We start from the raw sequence: 23,509 nt of genomic DNA on the forward strand, positions 1-23,509 counted from the left end.
TCGAGCGGTTCAGAGGTCCAGGACCTCATCCAGAGCGCGGTTATGCCGTTCGATTTCGGCAATACGCTCTGTCGCCTCCGGGCCGGATTTCCGTGCAACCATCGCAATCAGCGTTTCAAGCAGGAAAACGGTTCCGACATAGGAGGTGAAGAAATTCGGGCTATCGCCCGGAACGATGAAGTGCGTCTGTGCGACCCGGAGCGCCGGGCAAGCGTGGCTGTCGGTGATGACGATAACCCGTGCGCCCTGCTCGCGCGCCGTCTGGGCCGCGCGGATCGAGACACGGGCAAAGGGTGGCTTCGTAATGACCAGCAGAACGTCGCGCGCATCCAGATCACAGAGCGCCGAACCGATGGATGCGCCCATTCGCCCGGCCAGAACCCAGTTCGCGCCGAGAAAATTCGCCATGTAGCCCGCATATTCCGCGATCCCGGTCGAGCCGAGCGCGCCCAGAACCACCACCTTGCGCGCGTCATGGAGCTGCGCTGCCGCCGCCTCGATCTGTTCGGTCGAGATCGTCGCGGCCAACGCATTGAGATTGCTGTGGCATAGATTGCGGGCGCGTGTGACAAGGTCCTCGGCCGCCTCATCCTTGGATTGGCGCAGACCCTCGGCGCGGGCGGCAAAGGTCGAAACCTGACGCCCAAGCTGATGGCGCATCGATTCGCGCAGATCCTCGAAACTGTCATAGCCCAGCGCCCGAGACAGGCGGCTGAAACTGGCCGGCGCGATACGCGATTCGGTCGCAACCGTGCGCAGGGACCGGGTTGCCGCATCCAGCGGATTTGCAACGATATAGTCTCCGGCCTCGCGCAGTCGCGGGCTCAGGTCGCCGTAATTTTCGGCCAACCGTTGTTGGAAACTCGCTTTCAAGCCGCCCCCCACAGGCAAATTTGTCGACAGGCAGCGTTTCAAGTGTTTCAATTATTGTCAAGTGGGGAGACATATGTTTCACCGAAATCATGGTCCTTGCCGTAACGGAGCGCACCCGATGACCCATGTCTTTCACCGCCATTCCCGCACCACGCCGCCGCGCGCCGCGCGCGGGGAGGGTGCCTATATCATCGACACCGATGGCAAGCGCTATCTCGATGGGTCCGGGGGCGCGGCGGTGTCCTGTCTTGGCCATTCCGACCCCGAAGTGATCGCGGCAATCACCGAACAGGTCTCGACCCTCGCCTTCGCGCATACCGGGTTCTTCACAACCGAACCCGCGGAGCGACTGGCCGACCGGCTGATCGCCCACGCCCCCGAAGGCATCGAAAAGGTCTATTTCGTTTCCGGCGGGTCCGAGGCGGTGGAAACCGCGCTCAAGATGGCGCGGCAGTATTTCGTCGAGACCGGAGAGGTCACCCGCACCCGTTTCATCGCGCGCCGTCAAAGCTACCACGGCAACACGCTTGGCGCCTTGGCGACCGGGGGCAATGCGTGGCGCCGCGCGCCTTTCGCGCCGCTCATGGCGGAAAGCTTCCACATCGCGCCTTGCTACGAATACCGTGGAATAGAGTCGAATGAGAGCCTCGAAGACTACGGCCTCCGCGTCGCCAACGAGCTTGAGGCAGAGCTTCTGCGCCTCGGCCCGGAGACAGTAATCGGCTTTGTCGCGGAGCCGGTCGTTGGCGCAACCATGGGGGCCGTGCCTGCGGTTCCGGGCTATTTCAAACGCATCCGCGAGATCTGCGACCGCTACGGCATCCTGCTGATCCTTGACGAGGTGATGTGCGGGATGGGCCGGACCGGGACGCTTTTTGCCTGCGAGCAAGACGGCATCTCGCCGGATATCGTCACCATCGCCAAGGGTCTTGGCGCGGGTTATCAGCCGATCGGCGCGACGCTGTGCAGCGGCAAGATTCATGACGCTTTCGCCAATGGCTCGGGCTTCTTCCAACACGGCCACACCTATATCGGCCACGCGACCGCCTGCGCCGCCGCAGATGTCGTGGTCTCGAAGTTGACCGAAGGCGGGCTGACGGCCCGCGCCGCCGAAATGGGCGACAAGCTCGACGCAGCGCTACGTGCCTCTTTCGGCGATCACCCCCATATCGGTGACATCCGCGGGCGTGGCATGTTCCGCGGCCTCGAGATCGTCGCGGATCGGGAGACGAAGACCCCGTTCGAACCTGAACGCGCCATTAACAAGAAGATCAAGGCGGCCGCCTTTGAGGCCGGGCTGATCTGCTACCCGATGGGCGGAACGATTGATGGGCGACTGGGCGATCACGTGCTGCTCGCACCGCCCTTCATTCTCGAAGATGCGCAGATCGGGGAACTCGTGGACAAGCTGTCCATGGCCTTCGCACAGGTGATCGGTTGATGTCGCTGCCCAAGCTGATGGTGGCGCCAAACGGGGCCACCAAAACGAAATCCGATCATCCACGCCTGCCGATCACGCTTGACGAAATCACAGAAACAGCGCGCGCCTGTTTCGCGGCCGGGGCGGATGGGTTGCACCTGCACCTGCGGGATGCGCAGGGGCGGCATTTGCTGGATGCCGGTGCCTATGCCGAGGCGTTAACCCATCTACGTGCGGCAGTGCCCGGTATGGTGCTGCAAATCACCACCGAAGCCGCGGGCATCTACGAACCACCACATCAGCGGCGGGTGGCGCTCGACTCCGGCGCCGCGCTGGTATCGATCGCGCTGCGGGAAATGCTGCGCGACGATGAAACCGTGACGCGCCGCTTCTACGAGGATTGCGCCGCCAAAGGGATCGCGGTGCAGCATATCCTCTATGATCGCACGGATGCAGAGGCTTTGGCGCGAGTGCTTCCCACCTCGATGCTTCGGGGCCCGACCTTGCAACTCTTGTTCGTTCTGGGGCGCTACACGGAGGGGCAAAGCTCTGATCCGTCGATGCTCGATCCGTTTACGGGTTGGCTCGGAACCGCTGGAATAGAGCCTGACTGGATGGTCTGCGCCTTTGGACCCGGCGAGAGCGACGCACTGCTTGCCGCCCACGCGATCGGGGGCAAAATGCGGGTGGGTTTCGAGAACTCCCTCTGGCATGCCGACGGGAGCATCGCGCGCGATAATGCCGAGCAGGTTGCGCGGCTTATCGCGCGTCTCGCCGGGCGGGAATAGGTATCAACACGCATCAAGGCACGTGCTAAGAGCAAGCGAAGCCAACATGCGAGCGCGTTAACGATGTCGGAAACCACCGCCCCGCCCTACCCTACGCTCGGACAAGCCGCGCGCGTCTGGGCGAAGATCGGGCTTCTGAGCTTTGGCGGTCCGGCAGGGCAAATCGCCATGATGCATCGTGTCCTCGTGGAGGAGGAGAGATGGCTCGATGAGACCCGGTTTCTGCATGCGCTGAACTACTGCATGGTCCTTCCCGGCCCGGAGGCCCAGCAGCTTACCGTCTATGTCGGCTGGCTGATGCATCGGACGGCGGGCGGGCTGATCGCAGGCCTTCTGTTCATCGCGCCGGGCGTTGCTGCAATCATGGCCCTGAGTTGGCTCTATGCCATTTGGGGCGATGTTTCACTGGTGCAGGGTTTGTTTTTTGGGTTGAAGGCCGCCGTTCTAGCAATTGTTTTGCAGGCCGTTGGGCGGATCGGCGCGCGTGCCTTGGGCAACCGGGCTATGCGCGGCATCGCGGGGCTCGCGTTTATTGGCATCTTCGTGTTCGACGTTCCTTTTCCGCTGATCGTGGCGACTGCCGGAGCGATAGGTCTGGCCGGTGCCGCGCTGGGCGTGCACGCCCTTGGCGCACGCGCGGTGCCAGCCTCCGTTCAACTCGAGCCGGAGCAGAGACCGACGGTTTTGGGGCATCGCGCCCCGCCTCATACGCAGGTCGATGTCAGTTGGGCCTTACGGATATCAGCAGTTTTTCTTTTCCTTTGGCTGCTCCCCGTCATCGGGCTGTCGACCGTCTTCGGTTCCTCTAATGTGTTCTCGGAAATCGCTCGGTTTTTCAGCGTTATGGCTGTCGTCACGTTTGGCGGGGCCTATGCGGTGCTCGCCTATGTCGCGCAGGAAGCGGTAACGCAGTTCGGCTGGCTTGCACCCGGCGAGATGCTGGACGGTTTGGGTATGGCGGAGACAACACCCGGGCCACTTATCATGGTGACACAGTTCGTCGGTTTTATGGCTGCGCTACGCGAACCCGGCTCCCTACCGCCCGTGCTTGCGGGAACTTTGGGCGGATTGCTGACCACATGGGTGACGTTCGTGCCGTGCTTTCTGTGGATATTCCTCGGCGCGCCTTTCATCGAAAGCTTGCGAAACAACAGATGGCTCAGCGCGGCTCTGAAGTCGATAACTGCTGCCATCGTCGGTGTCATCTCAAATCTTGCGGTCTGGTTCGGGTTGCATGTCCTCTTCGGCACGGTGCGCATGGTCGAACGATCGGGCATCCGGATTGCCCTACCCGAGCTGAATACATTCGACCCTTTGGCTGGCGTACTGGCCCTTGGCTGCGCAGTTGGCCTTGTGTTGCTGAAGTGGCCAGTCCACCGCATGCTTCTCGCCGCTGCGATTGCAGGGGCGACCCTTGCAGGGCTTGGTCTGCGCTGATCTCCTAAATTGAGATTGAGGTCGAGCGATGGTCTTGTTTTCCTCATCATCAACTCCGGCTCGAAGCGGTGCGGGATTTTGCATCGCGACCCCGTCAGCACCACCTCCTCAAAGTCTCAGTGAAAAGGATTGACCGGCTGTCGAGGTCAAAAGTTGCAGAGCTACGGAACCCGCCGTCGTCGCCGATACAGCCGATATCTGAGAACGCAAAAGAAACGTCTTCAGAAGTTTTTCCAAGTTCTCTGGCTCGGCATACGCCGCCGGGTCGGCGAAACCGAAGAGTTGTTCACTCTTGTCCTGATATATTCTCAATTGCTGGTCGATATCCAAGGCGCTCACGCTCGCGGGGAGGCCGAATGCCGTTCGAAATACCGAGTTCAGCGGTTCAGAGCCGATAATCGAGAACCACTTTGTGTTTTCACTCGTATCTTTTTGTACGAGTGCGGGAAGCTCTCGCTCCAGATTCATCGCAAGGCGTAGCGAGCTATCAACCTCACCCACCGCGACCTCGAACTGCCTGCTTTCAAACCGCTCCAGCATCTTGTCGGCGAAATCCGACATCACCGTGCGCGGCGTTTCGTAATCCCCGAAACCGAACGCGATCGTCAACTCCAGATACCTCTTATCCGAGAGCTTATTGGCCAGCGCATCCGTATCCAGCGAACCCTCTTCAAGGACTTTCCGAATAAAGAACTTGTTATTTATGTCATCCTCAAGTCCGAAGGCGCCGAGCGCGACTGAGAGAAGCCGACGGTCCGACACGAGGTCGGCGGCGGACTTAACACCAGGTATCTTCTCCCTGAAATACGCTTCCACGGATTGGATCTCCGCAGAGGCGGTGAATGCCGCCTTCTGCTTTTCCATCGTTCTGGTCAAAAAAGACCAACCGCTATACCCAGAGAAAGGAATGATCGGGGTGAAGCTCATTGAGTTTTGGCGGCGAGCAGCCGTTCCTCCCGTGGCAGAAGCGCGCGTAGCGCCTTAAGGACTTGATAATACTGCTCGTCCAGAACGGCCGTCGTTGCCTGTGTCAGCTGCGCGCGACTATCATGATCGGTGAGCACCTGGCTAAGCTGTTCGATGCCCCGCAAAAGCTGCATTCGCGCATCATTTGCATCCGCATCACCCGAGAGAACAAGTTGTGCGATGTAGCAAACGCGCCGTACCGGCGTGTTGACCTCTTCAGGGTGGATTGCGTCACGCAAGCGGAGAATATTGGCGTTCGGCGTCATGATGGCCAACCGTGATCGCCTGTCGCCATTCTCGATGACCGCGCCGTTAATCAGCACCCGCTCTTTCGGGGCCAGCTTGAGAACGAGGCCCGTCATTTTTGTACCGTCCCCGTCCGCAGGCCCCGCATAATGGAGGTGTTGATATCTATAAGTGCGTCAGCCGTCGCATCGCCATTCAGGACTTTCCGGCTATGCGCTTGGGTGAATTCATTTAAATAGAATATCCGGGCACGAAGTTGCTCCGGAAGTTGGTTCTCAGGCGAGGCGACATCGCTCGCCAATGTCGTCCACAGACGGCGGTTCTCATAGATTGCGGCGGCCAAACTCGCAAAAGTGTGTTTTTCATGTGTGTTGGACATTTGCAGCCGACGCGTGATGCGCGCGAAAAGCTCATATTCCATACCGCGCTGCGTGCGCGTGGGTTGTCCGGGATTAGCATAGGCCGTTTTGGCCAAAGTCGAAGCGTTCACGGGAAATCCTTCCTGTGGCTGAATGCGTCAAGCCGCGGCTTTGCCGCGAATGAAGGGGCGCTGTTGCCAGCGCCCCATTTTGTTAGCGGAACAGCGACAAGATGTTCTGCGGCTGCTGGTTCGCAATCGACAGCGCCTGAATACCGAGCTGTTGCTGAGTCTGGAGCGCCTGGAGGCGCGCCGATGCTTCTTCCATGTCGGCATCGACAAGGGAGCCGATCCCGGCACGCATCGAGTCAGTCAGATTAGAGATAAAATCCGATTGGGTCTGGATACGGCTTTCAGCCGAACCGAACGCAGCGGCGGCATTCGATGCTGTCTGGATCAGTGTCTCGATATTGGTGAGCGCAAGAGCCGAGTCGCCGCCAGCCCCATCATCGACATTGATCGAGCTGAGCAAACCGAGACCACCAGAGCCCGCATTCTCATACTGACCCGAGATCGAGATCGAATCGGTCCCGTTATTGGTGATGCTCAACGTACCGGCGGTACCGGAATTGTAGTCGACAGTAACATTTGCACCCGAGTTCTCGATCGCGGACTTGATCCCAACGGCCACGACATCAGCGGTCGTGGTCGAGGCTACATCTTCTGCGGTCACCGTGTAGGAAATCGAGGTGTCGCCAATCCGCATGTTGATCTTGTCACCGGCAGAGAGGTTGGTATCGACGACCACAACGGTTCCGGCATCATCCGTGCCGCCGTTCGCATCGAGCGAAAACGAGAATGCATCCGCCGTATCGGTTGTCACGCCATCGGTGCCGGTGAATACTGTTTGCGCCGCATAACCACCGATCGAGAGGTTTTGTGCCGCCACGCCGATATGCTCGGCGGTCACCGTGCCATCTGCCGAGCGGTTCAGCGAGGACAGAACGTCAACGGTTGCCGCCGAACTGCCGTCGACAAGGTTGAGGCCGTTGAACTGCGCGGCACCAACCACTGCTTCGATCTGATCGCGCAGCGCCGAAATATCAGTTTGAATCTTCGCCTTGTCGACGTTCGATTCCTGAGCCGCGACAATCTTGCCCTTCATCTCGGTCAGCAGGTTGGTGACCGTTTCCGACGCCTGACGCGCCACTGCGACGGTCGATTCCCCCAGCGCAAGGCTGTCCGAAATCCCCTGGAAGCCTTTGACGTCGGATTCCATGACCTTCGAGATCGCCCAGACCGCGGCATTATCCTTGGCCGAAGCGATCGATTTCCCGGTCGAAATCTGCGCCTGGGTCGAGGCCAGGCCAGAGTTGATGCCTTTGAGCGTTTGCAGAGCGACCATTGCGCTCGTATTGGTGAGAATACTCGACATGTCAGATCCTTGTTTGTGTCGGCGCTTTGCGCCGGGTTTCAGGAGCCACCGTTACGGCGGCGCTTTTGGCGTTCTGACCGATGCGGGTTCCGAGTCCGCGCCATCCTGCTGGATGCGCTCACACCCTTGCATTGAAAGAGCTAATAGAACGCTAAGGCCGGCGTTGAAGCCGGCCAATTTTCGCTACAATTTTCGAGACTTGGTTACGCACGCTTCTCCACAGTGCTCGAACCGGGACCGATCCCACGCGATCGTCCGCGCGTATCGTAGCTGTTGAATCCCGATTGCGCCTTTAGGATGAGGTTCAGCCTTTGTTGGGCTGATCGGACACCTTTCAGCGCCGCGTCCAGAAGCTGCAAATTCTCGCTCGCGGCGCGTTTGGCGTAGCGCAGGCGCTCCGGCTTGGCCCCGGCGATACTTTCGAGCAAGGCCGATTTCCGGGTCGCAAACCCTTCGATCTCCGAAAAATCCCCGGCAAGAATCGCCTCACGCTCCAGCCGCATCAAGTCAATCAGCGCACTCACCGCCACATCCGGATTAGTCATCGCCGCGCCCCTTGACCATGGCCTGGAAAATCGTCTCCGCCAGACCGATTCCGCCAGACCGCGCCAATTCACCCGCGTGTTCCTGACGAAGGAAAGAGGCGAATTGCTCCTCACCGACACCGCCCCCGAATGCGCTGCGCGCCTCTCCGAAACCAGCATGTTTGAGCATCTCTGCCAGAAATGTCGCTTCAAGCTCGACCGCGGTTTCCCGCATCGCATCCTCCGGCCCGCGTCTGGATGCGACGATCGATGTCTGGGGCGGCGCAATGCCATGAGACGTCATTGTCATCTTGATCTCTCGAATTGGCGCGATTTTTTCGACTATGGGCAGAAACCGGTAAAGAAGCGGTAACCTCCATCTGAGATTTTGAGCGAGTCTCGGACAGAAAGTCGTGAATCATGTCGTTGCCCCCGTTGCTCGATCTCAATCGCTCTGCACATCCCGGCCCCGTCGCTGCGGAGGCGTCTCTGGTGCCCTCGTCAAGCGCGTTTGAGAGCGATGTCTTCAAGCTTGCGTTCGAAGGTGCGGACCCGATCTCCAGCATCCCGCGAAAGACCCCGGGTCTGGGGTGCGGCGGATCACAAGCAGGCTTGTCATGGTCCATCGCTTTGCCGATGCTGGCTGAGTCCGATGTATCGCAGACGGCGCCCAACCACGGTCTGGCAACGCTCAAGGAGTTGAACGCGGAAACAGCTGTTGTGCAATCCCAGCGCCCGGTCCCGGAAGAATCGGACCCGATAGCGGGTCACGCCGCCGCCATCGAAGCCGTCGAGACCGGCACTGTCCCCCCGACGCCACAGCTCCTTCCCTTTGCGGCGCCGTCGCTGCCCGTCCCGGTTCCGCCAGCGCTTTCTAACGGCGCAGATCCAATCAATGCGGCAGCGCCTCCGGCGGCGGAAGGTCCAATTCCTCCCGTCGACCCCCTGCAAGATACCCTGCCGTTAACTGCGTCAACTGACATCCTGCCGGAGCCCCGCGCGGAGCGCGTTTCCACCGCTCTTGGAGCCCGCGTCGCGACAACGGATAGCGCCGTGTCCCCCGCTGCGGCCACTCCACCTCTTGGGCGGAGCGAGGCTACGGCGCCACTTGAGGCATCGACACCAAACACCACACCTGATCCTCCAAGGATGTATCCCATCACTGAGGGAGACAAAGGCATGGCGAGCACCGACATGGTCGCGCCACGCCAACACAACGGCCCCGATCTTCGACCAATTCCGGTCCAGCACGAGGGGTCCAAAACAGTCGGCGCCGCTCTTGGTGTCGCGCAGAATGCTCAGCCGGTGGGCCCACCGACGCCGCCAGCAGGCAGCCGCGAACAACCCGCCGACGCCAAGCCCCCGCAGGAGCCGAGCTTTGTGCAGGCAACGCCATCATTCAAGACACTCTCCGAAGGCTCTGCTGCGGCCTATGACGCCTCAATTCGCCCACCGGCAATGGCGCCCGGTTCCGATATCCATGAAAGCGACGTCGCGACGGCTGCGGCGGCGACGCAATCACACGAAGCACACCGGACCCAAAAAGATGGGCGGGGGGAGGCGCCGACCGATGCTTTGGCCCCCGGCACACCAATGCAGACCACCAAAGAGTCAGGTCCGGCAATGAGCGTCACATATGCCGCCGGGGCTCCGCAGTCTGCGCTAACGGCAAGCCAGGTGTCAGCCTCGGATCATGTTACTGAAACAGCGAAGGCCGTCGGCCCCGATCCAGAGCGTTTTGACCGCAGCGATATAAACTTCAACACTGCTCGATCGCCGCATGAGACGCGCACTATCGCCCCCGAAGGTGGCCAGAGCAGCGCCACTGTCTTGCAACTCGAGCCCGAGGCCGCAAGCCTTCGGGCCGATGCGCCGGACCCTGTTGCAACAGACCCGCTGATCCCAGAGATTCGCACCGTGCGCGAGAGCGCTGGGCCGACGGCAACGGGATCGGCCAACGGCCTGTCTACTGCGGCAGCCGCAAGCGCGATTTCGAGTCAGATCGCCCAAGCGGTCACGCAAACCCGCGACGGCTTTGTTGAAGTGGCCCTATCCCCCGAAGAACTCGGCAAGGTGCGGATGACACTGCAAAGCCACGAGGCCGGAATCGCGGTGGCGGTGCAGGCGGAACGGCCCGAGACGCTCGATCTGATGCGGCGACATATCGAGTTGCTGGAGCGAGACTTCCGGGATCTGGGTTATGCGACCATCTCGTTCAGCTTCTCGAGCGACCAGCGGAACGGGGCCGATCGCACACCCACCACGCCCGAGCAAGGTGGTGCGGAACCGGCCCCTCGGACCGACACCCTTGATACGGTGCCCCTGAGCACCCCGGCGCCGCGCGATCTGATTCCCGGCGGCCTTGATCTCAGATTGTGAGGAGACCCTCGAATGACAACCGTCACTTCCGCGACGACCCCGACCCAAAACACCGCGACCTCTTCGGCTGCAAGCAATAACGGGATGCTCAGTTCCGATTTTCAAACCTTCCTGACGATGCTCACCGTGCAAATGCAGAATCAGGACCCTTTGAACCCGATTGAAAGCTCGGATTATGCCGTTCAGCTTGCGACCTTTTCGGGGGTGGAACAGCAGGTGCAAACCAATACCCTTCTGCAATCGCTTGCCTCGCAAATGGGGGTGATGGGCATGTCGCAACTCGCAGGGTGGGTCGGGATGGAGGCGCGCGCCGCGGCACCCGCCTACTTTGATGGCGATCCGGTGACCTTGGCCCCCAACCCCATTCTCGGTGCCGATCAGGTCATTCTTGTCGCACATGACGAAGCCGGAAACGAAGTCCTGCGCCAACCGATTGAGGTGAGTTCCGAGCAAATTCAATGGGATGGAACCAATCAGAACGGCACGCTGCTTCCCCATGGCCTCTACACGTTCGAGCTGGAAAACTACAATAGCGGGTCCTTGCTCGAAACCGTGGATGTCGAGGTATACGGCCATATCGTCGAGGCGCAGGGCACCTCTGCGGGCACCGTGCTTGTGCTGGGCGGCGGCGTCACGATCGGCACCGGCGATGTGACTGCGCTGCGCGAAGGGGATTGATCAGAGCAGCAGACCGACAACCAAACCACTTGCCCCGATGACGAGCGCGCCGAGGATCATCGGGAACGTCACCGCACGCCGCTGCTCCTCTGTTTCCTCGTCGTTTTGCGCCTGCCCCTCGAGTGCGGATTTCACGAGCTGTGGAAGGCGTGGGCCGAAATGGCTCAGCACCATAAGCGTGCGCCCCAGATCACGGATCGCGGCCTTCGGGCCGAGGTTCTCACGGATGTATTTCTCGACGACGGGCTTGGCGACATCCCAAATATTCATCGACGGGTTGAGCGACCGCGCCACCCCTTCGACCACGACCATGGTCCGTTGCAGCAAGATCAGCTCGGTCCGGGTTTCCATCCCGAAGCGTTCCGTCACTTCGAATAGATAGGACAGCAGCCGCGCCATAGAGATCTGGCTCGCATCCATGCCAAAAATCGGCTCACCCACCGCACGCAAGGCGAGTGCGAATTCGTTCACATCCCGGTCTGCCGGAACGTAGCCCGCCTCGAAATGGACCTCGGCGACGCGGCGATAATCGCGGCGGATAAAGCCCATCAGAATCTCGGCATAGACACGACGGGTATATTCGTCGATCTGCCCCATGATCCCAAAGTCATAAGCGATGATGTCGCCATTCTCGGCAACCTTGAGATTGCCCTGATGCATATCGGCATGGAAGTAACCGTCGCGCAGAGCATGGTTCAGGAAGAGTTGCAGAACGCGTTCCGACAAGGCGACGAGATCATGCCCGGCAGCCCGAAGCGTTTCCGGCTCACCAAGCGGGAGACCCTCCGCCCAGCCAAGCGTCATCACCCGGCGACCGGAATACTGCCAGATGGGCAGCGGCACGGTGAACCCAGCGTCATCCTTGGTATTTGCGTCGAATTGCGAAGCGGCGGAGGCTTCAAGCCGAAGGTCGAGCTCTCCCATCACAACGCCTTCGAAATGCCGGACCACATCGCTGGGGCGCAAGCGGCGCGATGCAGGCGAAAGCGTCTCGATCATGCTGGCCGCGAAGTGAAACGCGTCGAGGTCCTTGCGGAACGCTTTCTCGATGCCCGGTCGCAGCACTTTCACCGCGACACGCTCCCCAGTCGAGACCAACCGCGCCGAGTGCACCTGCGCGATCGACGCGGCGGCAACCGGTTCGGAGAAGCTGCTGTAGATCGAGTCCAGCGGCGCGCCAAGTTCGGTTTCGACGCTCTGCCTGGCAAGCGCCATCGAGAACGGCGGCAACTTGTCCTGAAGCACGCGCAGCTGATCGGCCAGCTCGACCCCCACCACATCGGGTCGGGTCGAGAGCACTTGGCCAAACTTGATATAGGCCGGGCCGAGCGCGGTGATCGCGCGGGTCACCGGCGGCAGGTTCGGGTCACCCTTGTAGCCGAGCCATTTGAACGGCCAGCCCATGATGCGCGCGACCGCGCGCAACCGCGGCGGCACATCCATCGCCTCAAGCGCGACCTTCATCGCGCCGGTCCGCTCAAAGGTTGCCCCGGTGCGGATCAGCCGCCAGATATTGTGAGGTCCGCGCATCTCAGATTTTCCAGCCCGAATGCAGCGCCGCAATCCCCATCGAGAGGTTGCGATATTTAACGTTCTCGAAGCCCGCCTCGCGGATCATCGAGGCAAAGATTTCCTGATTGGGGAACTTGCGGATCGACTCGACCAGATACTGATAGCTGTCGCGGTCATTTGCGACGATCTGGCCCATCACCGGAATCACGTTGAACGAATAGGCGTCATAGACCGCCTGCATCATATCGTTCGGGATCTGGCTGAATTCGAGCACCATCAGGCGACCGCCCGGACGCAGCACGCGATAAGCCTCGGAGAGCGCGTCGGGGATGCGCGTCACGTTCCGGATACCGAACGAGATCGTATAGACGTCGAAGGTGTTGTCCGCGAAGGGCAGGGCCATCGCATCGCCCACCACCCAGTCGAGGCGATCGGCCATATCCTCGGCCTCGGCGCGCTTGCGTCCCTCGACCAACATCGATTCCGTCATATCGCAGACGGTCGCATGCGCACCGGGCGCACGACCCAGGAAGCGGAAGGACACATCCCCCGTGCCGCCCGCCACGTCGAGCAGTTTCTGACCCGGGCGCGGCGCGAGCCAATCCATCATCGCATCCTTCCAGACGCGGTGAATGCCCATGCTCATCAGGTCGTTCATGATGTCGTATTTCGACGCCACCCGCGAGAAGACGCCATGCACCATGCCCGCCTTTTCATCCTCGGCGACCGTCTTGAAGCCGAAATGGGTCGTCTTGTTGTGATCTGCACTCATCTGTGTCACGGGGCCTTGCCGATCCGGAAATGTCACCCTTCTTATAGGGGGCTGAGCCGCCAAGACAATGCGACAGGAGAGATGATGCCCGAATTGCCCGAGGTCGAGACCGTGCGCCGGGGGCTATTGCCCGCGATGGAGGGTGCGCGGATCGAGCAGGCGGTGCTGAATCGTCCCGATCTGCGGTGGCCGCTGCCCGAACGGATGGCCGAACGGCTGGAGGGGGCGACGGTCGAGCGGCTGCGGCGGCGCTCGAAATATATCCTCGCCGATCTCGACACGGGCGAAAGCCTCTTGATCCATCTGGGCATGTCTGGGCGGATGCTGGTTTCCGGGGTTATGCTTGGGGGGTTTCACCTCGATCACCCCGCCCCGCAAAAGCACGATCATGTGGTCCTGCATATGAGTGGCGGGGGGCGTGTGACCTTCAATGACGCGCGGCGTTTTGGGGCGATGGATCTGGTGCGCACGGACCGAGAAGCCGCGCATTGGCTTCTCGCGGGGCTTGGCCCAGAGCCCTTGGGCAACATGTTCGACGAATCCTATCTCATCGAGAAGCTGCGCGGGCGCGCCACACCGATCAAGGCAGCGCTTCTGGATCAGCGGATCATCGCGGGGCTGGGCAATATCTACGTCTCCGAGGTGCTGTTTCGCGCCGGGATCGACCCGCGCCGTCAAGCAGGCCGCATCTCCGCCAAGCGGGTCGCGGCGCTGGTGCCCGTCATCCGCACCGTTCTTCTCGAGGCGATCGAGGCCGGTGGTTCAAGCCTGCGCGACCACCGTCAAGCGGATGGCGAGCTTGGCTATTTTCAGCACGCTTTCCGGGTTTACGACCGCGAAGACGAGCCTTGCGTGACCTGCGGCACAGCGATCCGCCGGATCGTCCAATCGGGCCGCTCAAGCTTTTTCTGTCCATCTTGCCAGAAGTAGACGCGGCGTTTCGCTCCGACAGATGACTTGATAATCGCGTCCGTCCTGTTAGGAGTCGCCTTCGACAAAAGGAAAGGCAAAGCCACATGGCCTACCAGACCCTGATCGTAGAGATCGAAGACTACGTTGCCCTGATCCGCCTCAACCGCCCCGACGCCCTGAACGCGCTGAATTCGCAGCTACTCGGCGAGTTGGGCGACGCGCTGAAAGCGGCGGATGAAAACGAAAAGGTTCGCTGCATCGTCATCACCGGCTCCGAAAAAGCCTTCGCCGCAGGTGCCGATATCAAGGAAATGTCGGAGAAAACCTTCGTCGAGATGTTCTGGTCCGATTTCTTCGGCCAAGAGCAGGACGCGATCACCCGCACCCGCAAGCCGGTCATCGCGGCCGTAGCGGGCTATGCGCTGGGCGGCGGCTGCGAACTGGCGATGATGTGCGACTTCATCATCTGCGCCGACAACGCGAAATTCGGTCAGCCCGAGATCAACCTCGGCGTGGTTGCCGGGATCGGCGGCACGCAGCGCCTCACCCGGTTCGTCGGCAAGTCGAAGTCGATGGATATGCACCTGACCGGCCGTTTCATGGACGCTGCCGAAGCCGAACGTTCGGGCCTGGTGAGCCGCGTCGTTCCGGTCGCCAAGCTGATCCCCGAGGCGACTGCCGCCGCGCGTAAGATCGCCGAAAAATCCTCGTTGACCGCGATGGTCGTCAAAGAGGCGGTAAACCGCTCTTACGAGACGACGCTGCGCGAGGGCATCCTGTTCGAGCGCCGCATCTTCCACGCGCTGTTCTCGACCGAGGATCAGAAAGAGGGCATGTCGGCCTTCCTCGAAAAGCGCGAGCCGCAGTTCCGCGACAAATAACCCGCAAAAGCACGGGGCACAGGGCGAAAGGGCCTTTTCAAACAGGCGCTTTTGCCCTAAGGACCCCCGATACATGCGCGTGGAGCCCGCTCAGGCTAGAATCATCCGGTTCTTTGGGACGTCCGGGTTCTGTTGCGCTTTCGAATTTTGACAGACCCGGAAAGTGGGAAACAGACCATGGCCAACACGCCCCAATCCAAGAAACGCGCCCGTCAGAACGAGCGTCGCTTCGACATCAACAAAGCCCGCCGTTCGCGCATCCGTACCTTCATCCGCAAAGTCGAAGAAGCAATCGCTTCGGGCGACTCGGCTTCGGCTGTTGCTGCTCTGCGCGCAGCTCAACCCGAAATCGCACGGGGTGTGACCAAAGGTGTCATCCACAAGAATACCGCTTCGCGGAAGATCTCGCGCCTCGCCGCGCGCGTGAAGGCGCTCTCGGCCTGATAAGGTCTTGATCGTTCAGAATTTTAAAGGGCGCCGATTTTGGCGCCCTTTTGTTTTTCTATATATTTCAAATGCTTAATTGGATGTGTTGCGGGATTACCCAGCCATTTGAGATTCGGAAAAGAGAATCCTTCGTCAAGAGTGAAGTTCAGTTGCGCAAGGCTGGGCCGCCTTGCTAGCGTCCCCTTGCGATTCACGTCGCCTAGGGGGACATGACGCAACTTTCTGCGGTCGGAACGGGCGTAAAGTCTGCCACGACAAGCAAAAATAGCCGGCACTCTCGCCGCAGGAAGTGCGAATCCGATTCGAGGGGGGGAACCTCCAGCTTCGGCAGGTGATGCCATATCCGGTTTTTTCCGGTCGGTTCGTCATGTCCTATCGCGATGCTTTTCACGCGGGCTGCCCGCGCGATGCGTCCCCTTGGCCGGGATTGTGACTGAAGGTGTGTGTTTGGGACTGCGAAAATGACTGAAGAGACCTGGGGGCGGGCGCGAAATGAATTACTCAAGACTGTTGGCAAGAATAACTTCACGACCTGGATTGAACCGCTCCGCATAGTCGATCTGTGTGACGGCATTGCCGCATTCGAAGCGCCCACGAAATTCACGCGTGACTGGGTGTCCCGGAACTTTTCCGAGCCGATGCTGCATGAGCTGCGCAAAGCCGGTGCGCTTGTCGAACGTATCGAAATCCGAGTGGCAGAGCTTCGCGCCATTCCGGCGGCAGAACTCGGCAAGCCCAAAGTGCGCAAGCCGGTCCGTACCCATGACGAGGCCGATCTTCCCGGCGCGCCGCTCGATGCGCGCTTCACCTTCGACAGTTTCGTGGTCGGCAAGCCCAACGAGTTGGCCCATGCCGCGGCCCGCCGTGTCGCGGAAGGCGGGCCCGTCACCTTCAACCCGTTGTTCCTTTACGGTGGTGTGGGGCTCGGCAAAACGCACCTGATGCACGCCATCGCCCATGAGCTTCAGACCCGCAGACCTGATCTGCGCGTGCTTTACCTCTCGGCGGAGCAATTCATGTATCGCTTCGTGCAAGCCCTGCGCGAACGCCAGATCATGGACTTCAAAGAGCTGTTCCGCTCGGTGGACGTTCTCATGGTTGACGATGTGCAATTCATCGCCGGCAAGGACAGCACGCAAGAAGAGTTCTTCCACACGTTCAATGCCTTGGTCGACCAGGGCAAACAGATCGTGATTTCGGCGGATCGCGCGCCGGGCGAGATCAAAGACCTCGAAGAACGGATCAAGTCGCGCCTGCAATGCGGCCTCGTCGTGGACCTGCATCCGACCGATTACGAGCTTCGCCTCGGCATCCTTCAGACCAAGACCGAAGCGTATCGCGTGCAGTATCCGGGCCTGCAATTGGCCGATGGGGTGCTTGAATTCCTCGCGCATCGCATCTCGACCAACGTGCGCGTTCTCGAAGGTGCCCTGACCCGGCTCTTTGCCTTTGCCTCTCTGGTCGGGCGGGAAATCACGCTGGACCTCGCGCAGGAATGTCTGGTCGATATCCTGCGGGCCTCGGATCGCAAGGTCACGATCGAAGAAATCCAACGCAAGGTCGCCGAGCATTACAACATCCGCCTGTCGGATCTGGTCGGCCCGAAACGCGTGCGCACGATCGCGCGGCCGCGACAAATCGCCATGTATCTCGCCAAGCACCTCACCACCCGGAGCCTGCCCGAGATCGGGCGGCGTTTTGGCGGACGCGATCACACGACGATCATGCACGGCATTCGCAAAGTCGAGGAACTGCGTGGCGCGGATGTGCAACTTGCCGAGGATATCGACCTGTTGCGGCGGCTTCTTGAGGCCTGAGCCTTGACGACCCGGCCAAAGCGGCCGAATGTCCGAAAAAACTTGAGCCTGAGCGGGGGCGTGTTACGTTCCCGCTCCGGTCTGCCGTGAGGGATGGAAATGAAGATCAGCATCGAACGCGCCGCACTTCTCAAAGCCGTTGCGCAAGCTCAATCGGTCGTGGAGCGTCGCAACACGATCCCGATCCTCGCCAATGTGCTGATCGAGGCCGAGGGGGACACGGTTCAGTTCCGCGCAACCGACCTTGATATCGAGGTTGTCGACAAAGCGCCGGCGCAGGTCGAACGCGCGGGTGCCACGACCGTTTCGGCAGTGATGCTCCACGAGATCGTGCGCAAACTGCCCGATGGTTCTCTGGTGCAGCTTTCGGACGATCCGGCAGCGGGGCGTCTCTCGGTTCAGGCCGGGCGCTCGAGCTTCAATCTCGCGACGCTGCCGAAAGAAGATTTCCCGATCATGGCCACGTCGGAATATACGGCGAATTTCGCGGCGAAGGCGGGCGTGCTCAAGCGGCTGTTCGACAAGTCGAAATTTGCGATCTCGACGGAAGAAACACGCTACTATCTGAACGGTGTCTACATGCATGTGGCCACCGGCGAAGATGGCCCCGCGCTGCGCTGCGTGGCGACCGACGGTCATCGTCTGGCCCGCATCGACGCGCCCCTTCCCGAGGGCGCTCAAGGCATGCCTGGCGTGATCGTCCCCCGCAAAACGGTGAACGAGCTGCGCAAGCTGCTGGACGACGATGACGCAGAGATCGCGGTGTCCGTCTCGGAAACCAAGGTGCGCTTTGCAACCCCGGTCATCACGCTGACCTCGAAGGTGATCGACGGCACTTTCCCCGATTACACGCGCGTCATTCCGATGGGCAACACCCGTCGGCTTGAGGTCGATGCGAGCGAGTTCGCCAAGGCTGTTGACCGTGTGGCGACCGTCTCGTCCGAGCGCTCGCGCGCGGTCAAGCTGTCGCTCGATACCGACAAGCTGGTGCTCTCGGTCAATGCCCCCGATGCCGGTGCCGCAGAGGAAGAACTCGTCGTGGCATATGGCGATGAGCGTCTGGAAATTGGTTTTAACGCCAAGTATTTGCTGGAAATCGCCAGCCAGGTGGATCGCGAAAACGCGGTGTTCATGTTCAACTCCTCGGGTGATCCGACTTTGATGCGCGAGGGGAACGATACCTCGGCGGTCTATGTCGTGATGCCGATGCGGGTGTGACCCGATCCCTGATGTCGCAATGAGGTCGAGATGCTGACGGAACTGACCCTGTTGCAGTTCCGCTCGCATCGTCGTGCCGAACTGCATCTCGACGGGCGTCCCGTTGCTATTTTCGGGCCGAACGGCGCAGGTAAAACCAACATCCTCGAAGCGGTTTCGATGCTCTCGCCCGGTCGCGGCTTGCGCCGGGCCAGCGCCGAAGAGCTGATGCGCCGGGACGAGGCGGTCGGTTGGAAGATCACCGCGCAGCTTGGCAATGGTCAGGAGGTGGAAACATCGGCCCGGCCCGGTCAGGGGCGCGAGGTTCTGATCGACGGAAAAACGGTCGCGCAGGTTGCGCTTGGCCGCCTGCTCCGCGTTGTCTGGCTGGTGCCCGCGATGGACCGGTTGTGGATCGAGGGGGCCGAGGGGCGGCGGCGCTTTCTCGACCGGCTGACGCTGTCCTTCGTGCCAACCCATGCAGACGCGGTCCTCACCTATGAAAAGGCGATGCGCGAGCGAAACCGGCTGCTCAAGGACATGGTCCGGGATGCGGCATGGTATCACGCGCTCGAACAGCGGATGGCCGAGGCTGGCGCGGAAATCCGTGCGAACCGTGGGCTGGCTCTCTCACGGCTCAGGGCAGCGCAAACCGATAGCGAAACCGCCTTCCCAGCGGCCGAGTTGACGATCGTTTCCGAAGGGCCGGACAGTTTGGCAGAGGCTCTGGCCGAAGGACGCTCGCGTGACATGGCCGCTGGCCGCACGCTTCAGGGCCCGCATCGCGCCGATCTCGAAGCGATTTATGCGGTCAAGACCCAGCCCGCCGCGCAATGCTCGACCGGGGAACAGAAAGCGCTGTTGATTTCCCTCATCCTCGCCAATGCCCGCGCGTTGAAACAGGAAACCGGCGCGGCGCCTATCGTATTGCTGGACGAGGTCGCAGCCCATCTCGATGCGGACCGGCGCGCCGCACTCTATGACGAGATCTGCGCCTTGGGTGTTCAGGCCTTCATGACCGGGACCGATGGCAATCTGTTCGACAGTCTGGGGTCGCGCGCGCAATACTGGACAGTGTCTGAGAAAGCGGGCACCTCCGTTTTGCATCAGGAGAGTTAGATGACCTATCCGGTTCAACGCGTGACGCTCATTACGCTGGGTGTGGACGACCTTGCATTGGCGCGAGACTTCTACGAGGCGCTTGGCTGGGTGGCTGCCCACGCTCAGGAGGGCGTCGTGTTCTATCAGATGAATGGCACGGTCCTTGGCCTCTTTGGCCGCGATGATCTGGCCATGGATCAAGGACGACCCGGCGCCGCTCTTGGCACCGGCGCGATGACCCTCGCGCAGAATTTCGATACCGAAGCCGATGTGGATGCAGCCTATGCCGCTGCCTTGGCTGCCGGCGCAAAGCCACTCAAGGCCCCGGAAAAGGTGTTCTGGGGCGGATATTCGGGCTATTTCGCAGACCCCGACGGGCATATCTGGGAGCTTGCGATGAACCCGTTCTGGCCGCTTTCAGAGGATGGTTCTTTGACCCTGCCCACTCCGGCGTAAAACCACCAAATCTTGTGTCCAAGGCGTGACATTCCTGCGCCAAACCCCTATAAATTCGCAACGAATTGAAGGACGGGCAGGCATGACCGAAGAAACCAAGAAAAACGGCGGCTACGGCGCAGAATCTATCAAGGTTCTCAAGGGTTTGGAAGCTGTTCGCAAGCGCCCGGGGATGTATATCGGCGACACCGATGACGGCTCGGGCCTGCACCATATGGTCTATGAGGTCGTCGACAACGGCATCGACGAGGCTTTGGCGGGCCATGCGGACTATGTGCATGTGAAAATTCACACCGATAGCTCGGTTTCGGTGCGTGACAACGGGCGCGGGATTCCGGTCGATATGCACCCCGAAGAAGGGGTCTCGGCAGCCGAGGTCATCATGACCCAGCTCCACGCGGGCGGGAAGTTCAACAACACTGACGAAGGCGGCAACGCCTACAAGGTCTCGGGCGGTCTACACGGGGTGGGCGTTTCGGTGGTGAATGCGCTCTCCGACTGGCTTGAGCTGCGGGTCTGGCGGGACGACAAGGAATACTACGCCAAGTTCGAACATGGCGAATGTGTCGAGCATGTGCGCGTGGTCGGTGATGCACCTGGTCAGAAGGGCACCGAGGTCCGCTTCATGGCCTCGTCCAAGACCAATGACCCCGAGGGTACGTTCTCGAACCTCGAATACAGCTTCAAGACACTTGAAACCCGGCTCCGTGAACTTGCATTTCTCAACTCCGGCGTCCGTATCCTCATCGAAGACGCCCGCCCGGCGGAACCGCTCAAGACTGAACTGTTCTATGAAGGCGGCGTGAAGGAGTTCGTGAAATATCTCGATCGCTCCAAGACCCCTGTCATGGAACAGCCGATTTACATGCTGGGCGAAGTGCGCGGCATCGGCGTCGAGATCGCGATGTGGTGGAACGACAGCTACCATGAAACGGTGCTGCCTTTCACCAACAACATTCCTCAGCGCGATGGTGGCACGCATTTGGCCGGCCTGCGCGGGGCACTGACCCGGACGATCACGAAATACGCCCAGGACAGCGGCATTGCAAAACGCGAAAAGGTGGATTTCACCGGTGACGATGCGCGTGAGGGCTTGACCTGCGTGCTGTCCGTGAAGGTGCCGGACCCGAAATTCTCGTCGCAAACCAAAGACAAGTTGGTCTCGTCCGAGGTCCGGCCTGCGGTCGAAAACCTGGTGAACGAGAAGCTCGGCGAATGGTTTGAGGAACATCCCGCCGAAGCGAAACAGATCGTCGGAAAGATCGTCGAGGCGGCACTGGCCCGCGAGGCCGCACGCAAGGCGCGCGAGTTGACCCGGCGCAAGACCGCGATGGATGTGGCCTCGCTGCCCGGCAAGCTGGCGGATTGCCAAGAGAAAGATCCGTCTCTCTCCGAACTGTTCCTGGTCGAGGGTGACTCGGCGGGCGGCTCGGCCAAGCAGGGCCGAGAGCGGAAGTATCAGGCCGTTCTGCCGCTGCGCGGCAAGATCCTCAACGTTGAACGCGCACGTTTCGACCGGATGCTGAGCTCCGATCAGATTGGAACGCTGATTACTGCGCTTGGCACCGGGATCGGCCGCGACGAGTTCAACATCGGCAAGGCGCGCTATCACAAGATCATCATCATGACCGATGCGGACGTCGACGGCGCGCATATCCGAACGCTTTTGCTGACCTTCTTCTTCCGTCAGATGCCGGAACTGATTGAGGCCGGGTTCCTCTACATTGCCGAACCACCGCTCTACAAAGTGGCGCGGGGCAAGTCTGAGGTTTACCTGAAGGATCAGGCGGCGCTCGAGGATTATCTGATCCAGCAAGGTGTCGAGGGCGCTTCCATGCGGCTCTCGAACGGCGAAGAAGTCTTCGGGCAAGATCTCGCGCGGCTTGTCGAAGAAGCGCGCGTCGTGCGTCGTATCTTGCAAGCCTTCCCGACGCATTATCCGCAACGCATCATCGAGCAAGCGACAATTGCCGGCGCTCTTGTCCCCGGTCGCGTCGATGCAGATGCGCAAGGGGTTGCAGATGCCGTGGCCAAGCGGCTCGATCTCGTTGCGCTTGAATATGAGCGCGGCTGGAGCGGTCGCCCGACGCAGGACCATGGCTTGCGGTTCACGCGTAACCTGCGGGGTGTCGAAGAGGCGCGTACGCTTGATGGACAAGTGTTGCGGTCCGGCGAAGCGCGGCGTTTGGCCCAGCATACCGAAAGTCTTCAGGACGCCTATGGCCAGCCGGCCCGGCTTATCCGCAAGGACCGCGAAGTTCTTATTCACGGCCCGATCGAGCTGTTGAATGCCATTCTGAGTGAGGGCGAGAAGGGGCTTTCCCTACAGCGCTACAAGGGCCTCGGAGAGATGAACCCCGAGCAGCTTTGGGAAACGACACTCGACCCATCCGCACGCACATTGTTGCAGGTCCGCATTGAGGATGTCGCGGAAGCCGACGATATCTTTACCAAGCTGATGGGCGATGTCGTCGAGCCCCGTCGAGAGTTCATTCAGCAAAACGCGCTGAGCGTCGAGAACCTCGACTTTTGATGTGAGGGTCGGACAAAAATCGGAGGGCACCGTCATCAGCGGTGCCCTTTTTCATGGTCACATATAGCTGCGCACCAAGGCGTCCGAAATCAACACCCAGCCATCCGCCACCACAAAGAAGGCGAGCTTGAATGGCAATGCAACGATGGCCGGCGGTACCATCATCATCCCCATCGACATCAGCACTGCCGACACCACCAGGTCGATGATCAGAAAGGGCAGAAAGACCAGAAATCCGATCTCGAACGCGCGTGTAATCTCGGAGAGCAGGAAGGAGGGCACGAGCGTCGACAAGGGCGCCTGCGCCATCTCACCGGTAAAAGCTGGTTCCGGTCGCATATCCAGCAAGGAAACGAATGTCTCGGGCGATGTCCGCCCCGCCATGAAAACGCGGAACGGCTCAATCCCCCGCTCGAATGCCTCCATGAGGGCCATCTGACCATTCATCAGTGGCTCAATCGCAGTCCGCCAGCTTTCTGTGAACACTGGCTCCATCACGAACCATGTCAGGAACAACGCGAGGCTGACGATAAGCATATTGGGCGGCGATTGCTGAAGCCCCATCCCCTGCCGCAGGATCGAGAGAACAGTCACGATGAAGGGAAAGCAGGTCACCATGATGGCCAGACCCGGCGCAAGGCTGATCAGCGTGATCCCCGCAATCAAGAGCAGCGAGCGGCCGGCAAGGCTTTCGCCTTCGCCAAAATTCAGGGTGATTTCCTGCGCCGCAGCCGGGGCCGCAAAAAAAATAAGTGCAAGGATCAGAAGACCGCGCAT

The 23,509-nt window shown here is 60.6% G+C and carries 23 protein-coding genes; 13 read left to right on the forward strand and 10 right to left on the reverse strand.

Features of this window, described 5'->3' with window-relative positions:
* Nucleotides 1–9 precede the first annotated feature (9 nt).
* A complete protein-coding gene (locus P0X85_RS08175; protein ID WP_275811372.1) occupies nucleotides 10–873 on the reverse strand; it encodes a MurR/RpiR family transcriptional regulator in 864 nt (287 codons plus the stop codon).
* A 118-nt stretch (nucleotides 874–991) separates the two neighbouring features.
* Here P0X85_RS08175 and P0X85_RS08180 point away from each other — a divergent pair, with 118 nt between their 5' ends.
* The 3 genes from P0X85_RS08180 to chrA all read left to right on the forward strand — a co-directional run bounded on the left by P0X85_RS08180 (nucleotide 992) and on the right by chrA (nucleotide 4,518).
* Entirely contained in the window at nucleotides 992–2,314 is a 1,323-nt protein-coding gene (locus P0X85_RS08180; RefSeq protein ID WP_275811374.1) for an aspartate aminotransferase family protein, read from the forward strand.
* Entirely contained in the window at nucleotides 2,314–3,081 is a 768-nt protein-coding gene (locus P0X85_RS08185) for a beta-keto acid cleavage family enzyme (protein ID WP_338030520.1), read from the forward strand. The genes P0X85_RS08180 and P0X85_RS08185 overlap by 1 nt, the downstream gene beginning before the upstream one ends.
* Before the next feature lie 63 nt (nucleotides 3,082–3,144).
* Nucleotides 3,145–4,518, forward strand: coding sequence for a chromate efflux transporter (chrA, locus tag P0X85_RS08190; protein ID WP_275811378.1), 1,374 nt, complete (start codon nucleotides 3,145–3,147; stop codon nucleotides 4,516–4,518).
* Nucleotides 4,519–4,626: 108 nt separating this feature from the next.
* Here chrA and P0X85_RS08195 read toward each other — a convergent pair whose 3' ends face one another.
* The 6 genes from P0X85_RS08195 to P0X85_RS08220 all read right to left on the reverse strand — a co-directional run bounded on the left by P0X85_RS08195 (nucleotide 4,627) and on the right by P0X85_RS08220 (nucleotide 8,282).
* Nucleotides 4,627–5,382, reverse strand: coding sequence for a DUF1217 domain-containing protein (locus tag P0X85_RS08195; RefSeq protein ID WP_275811380.1), 756 nt, complete (start codon nucleotides 5,380–5,382; stop codon nucleotides 4,627–4,629).
* 59 nt (nucleotides 5,383–5,441) lie between these two features.
* Nucleotides 5,442–5,846 carry a flagellar biosynthesis repressor FlbT gene (gene flbT, locus P0X85_RS08200; protein WP_275811382.1) on the reverse strand — a complete coding sequence of 135 codons (405 nt, stop codon included), beginning with the start codon at nucleotides 5,844–5,846 and terminating at the stop codon, nucleotides 5,442–5,444.
* Complete coding sequence (flaF, locus tag P0X85_RS08205) at nucleotides 5,843–6,220, reverse strand: flagellar biosynthesis regulator FlaF (protein WP_275811384.1); 378 nt, start codon at nucleotides 6,218–6,220, stop codon at nucleotides 5,843–5,845. Before flaF ends, flbT begins: the two co-directional genes overlap by 4 nt.
* Nucleotides 6,221–6,302: 82 nt before the next feature.
* On the reverse strand, nucleotides 6,303–7,523 hold the full coding sequence (locus P0X85_RS08210; RefSeq protein ID WP_275811386.1) for a flagellin: 1,221 nt from the start codon (nucleotides 7,521–7,523) through the stop codon (nucleotides 6,303–6,305).
* A 203-nt stretch (nucleotides 7,524–7,726) separates the two neighbouring features.
* Nucleotides 7,727–8,068, reverse strand: coding sequence for a hypothetical protein (locus tag P0X85_RS08215; protein WP_275811388.1), 342 nt, complete (start codon nucleotides 8,066–8,068; stop codon nucleotides 7,727–7,729).
* Nucleotides 8,061–8,282, reverse strand: a complete 222-nt coding sequence (locus P0X85_RS08220; protein ID WP_338030521.1) for a rod-binding protein — start codon at nucleotides 8,280–8,282, stop codon at nucleotides 8,061–8,063. The genes P0X85_RS08215 and P0X85_RS08220 overlap by 8 nt, the downstream gene beginning before the upstream one ends.
* Before the next feature lie 944 nt (nucleotides 8,283–9,226).
* Between P0X85_RS08220 and fliK the strand changes: the two genes are divergently transcribed.
* Complete coding sequence (gene fliK / locus P0X85_RS08225; protein ID WP_275811390.1) at nucleotides 9,227–10,426, forward strand: flagellar hook-length control protein FliK; 1,200 nt, start codon at nucleotides 9,227–9,229, stop codon at nucleotides 10,424–10,426.
* A 12-nt stretch (nucleotides 10,427–10,438) separates the two neighbouring features.
* The gene (locus P0X85_RS08230; RefSeq protein WP_275811392.1) at nucleotides 10,439–11,104 is read left to right on the forward strand and encodes a flagellar hook capping FlgD N-terminal domain-containing protein; all 666 of its coding nucleotides are present in this window, start codon (nucleotides 10,439–10,441) and stop codon (nucleotides 11,102–11,104) included.
* On the opposite strand, the gene ubiB is transcribed toward P0X85_RS08230, so the two are convergent.
* Both ubiB and ubiE read right to left on the reverse strand, forming a co-directional pair.
* Complete coding sequence (ubiB, locus tag P0X85_RS08235; protein ID WP_275811394.1) at nucleotides 11,105–12,634, reverse strand: 2-polyprenylphenol 6-hydroxylase; 1,530 nt, start codon at nucleotides 12,632–12,634, stop codon at nucleotides 11,105–11,107.
* 1 nt (nucleotide 12,635) lies between these two features.
* Entirely contained in the window at nucleotides 12,636–13,388 is a 753-nt protein-coding gene (ubiE, locus tag P0X85_RS08240; protein WP_275811396.1) for a bifunctional demethylmenaquinone methyltransferase/2-methoxy-6-polyprenyl-1,4-benzoquinol methylase UbiE, read from the reverse strand.
* Nucleotides 13,389–13,472: 84 nt separating this feature from the next.
* Here ubiE and mutM point away from each other — a divergent pair, with 84 nt between their 5' ends.
* From mutM to gyrB, 8 genes are all read left to right on the forward strand, one after another.
* Complete coding sequence (gene mutM / locus P0X85_RS08245) at nucleotides 13,473–14,318, forward strand: bifunctional DNA-formamidopyrimidine glycosylase/DNA-(apurinic or apyrimidinic site) lyase (protein WP_275811398.1); 846 nt, start codon at nucleotides 13,473–13,475, stop codon at nucleotides 14,316–14,318.
* Between the two features lie 86 nt (nucleotides 14,319–14,404).
* The gene (locus P0X85_RS08250; protein WP_275811400.1) at nucleotides 14,405–15,181 is read left to right on the forward strand and encodes an enoyl-CoA hydratase; all 777 of its coding nucleotides are present in this window, start codon (nucleotides 14,405–14,407) and stop codon (nucleotides 15,179–15,181) included.
* A gap of 177 nt (nucleotides 15,182–15,358) precedes the next feature.
* On the forward strand, nucleotides 15,359–15,625 hold the full coding sequence (gene rpsT, locus P0X85_RS08255; protein ID WP_275811402.1) for a 30S ribosomal protein S20: 267 nt from the start codon (nucleotides 15,359–15,361) through the stop codon (nucleotides 15,623–15,625).
* A gap of 464 nt (nucleotides 15,626–16,089) precedes the next feature.
* Complete coding sequence (gene dnaA / locus P0X85_RS08260) at nucleotides 16,090–17,445, forward strand: chromosomal replication initiator protein DnaA (protein WP_275811404.1); 1,356 nt, start codon at nucleotides 16,090–16,092, stop codon at nucleotides 17,443–17,445.
* Between the two features lie 99 nt (nucleotides 17,446–17,544).
* Entirely contained in the window at nucleotides 17,545–18,663 is a 1,119-nt protein-coding gene (dnaN, locus tag P0X85_RS08265) for a DNA polymerase III subunit beta (protein WP_275811406.1), read from the forward strand.
* Nucleotides 18,664–18,693: 30 nt separating this feature from the next.
* The gene (recF, locus tag P0X85_RS08270; RefSeq protein ID WP_275811408.1) at nucleotides 18,694–19,761 is read left to right on the forward strand and encodes a DNA replication/repair protein RecF; all 1,068 of its coding nucleotides are present in this window, start codon (nucleotides 18,694–18,696) and stop codon (nucleotides 19,759–19,761) included.
* Complete coding sequence (locus P0X85_RS08275) at nucleotides 19,762–20,199, forward strand: VOC family protein (protein WP_275811410.1); 438 nt, start codon at nucleotides 19,762–19,764, stop codon at nucleotides 20,197–20,199. It abuts the gene before it with no gap.
* Between the two features lie 82 nt (nucleotides 20,200–20,281).
* Entirely contained in the window at nucleotides 20,282–22,732 is a 2,451-nt protein-coding gene (gene gyrB, locus P0X85_RS08280) for a DNA topoisomerase (ATP-hydrolyzing) subunit B (RefSeq protein ID WP_275811411.1), read from the forward strand.
* A 57-nt stretch (nucleotides 22,733–22,789) separates the two neighbouring features.
* Here gyrB and fliP read toward each other — a convergent pair whose 3' ends face one another.
* Nucleotides 22,790–23,509 (reverse strand): flagellar type III secretion system pore protein FliP, encoded by a 720-nt coding sequence (fliP, locus tag P0X85_RS08285; RefSeq protein WP_275811504.1) that lies wholly within the window; start codon nucleotides 23,507–23,509, stop codon nucleotides 22,790–22,792.

The sequence above is a fragment of the Pseudothioclava nitratireducens genome, from assembly GCF_029210495.1.
GTDB classification, from domain to species: Bacteria; Pseudomonadota; Alphaproteobacteria; order Rhodobacterales; family Rhodobacteraceae; genus Pseudothioclava; species Pseudothioclava nitratireducens.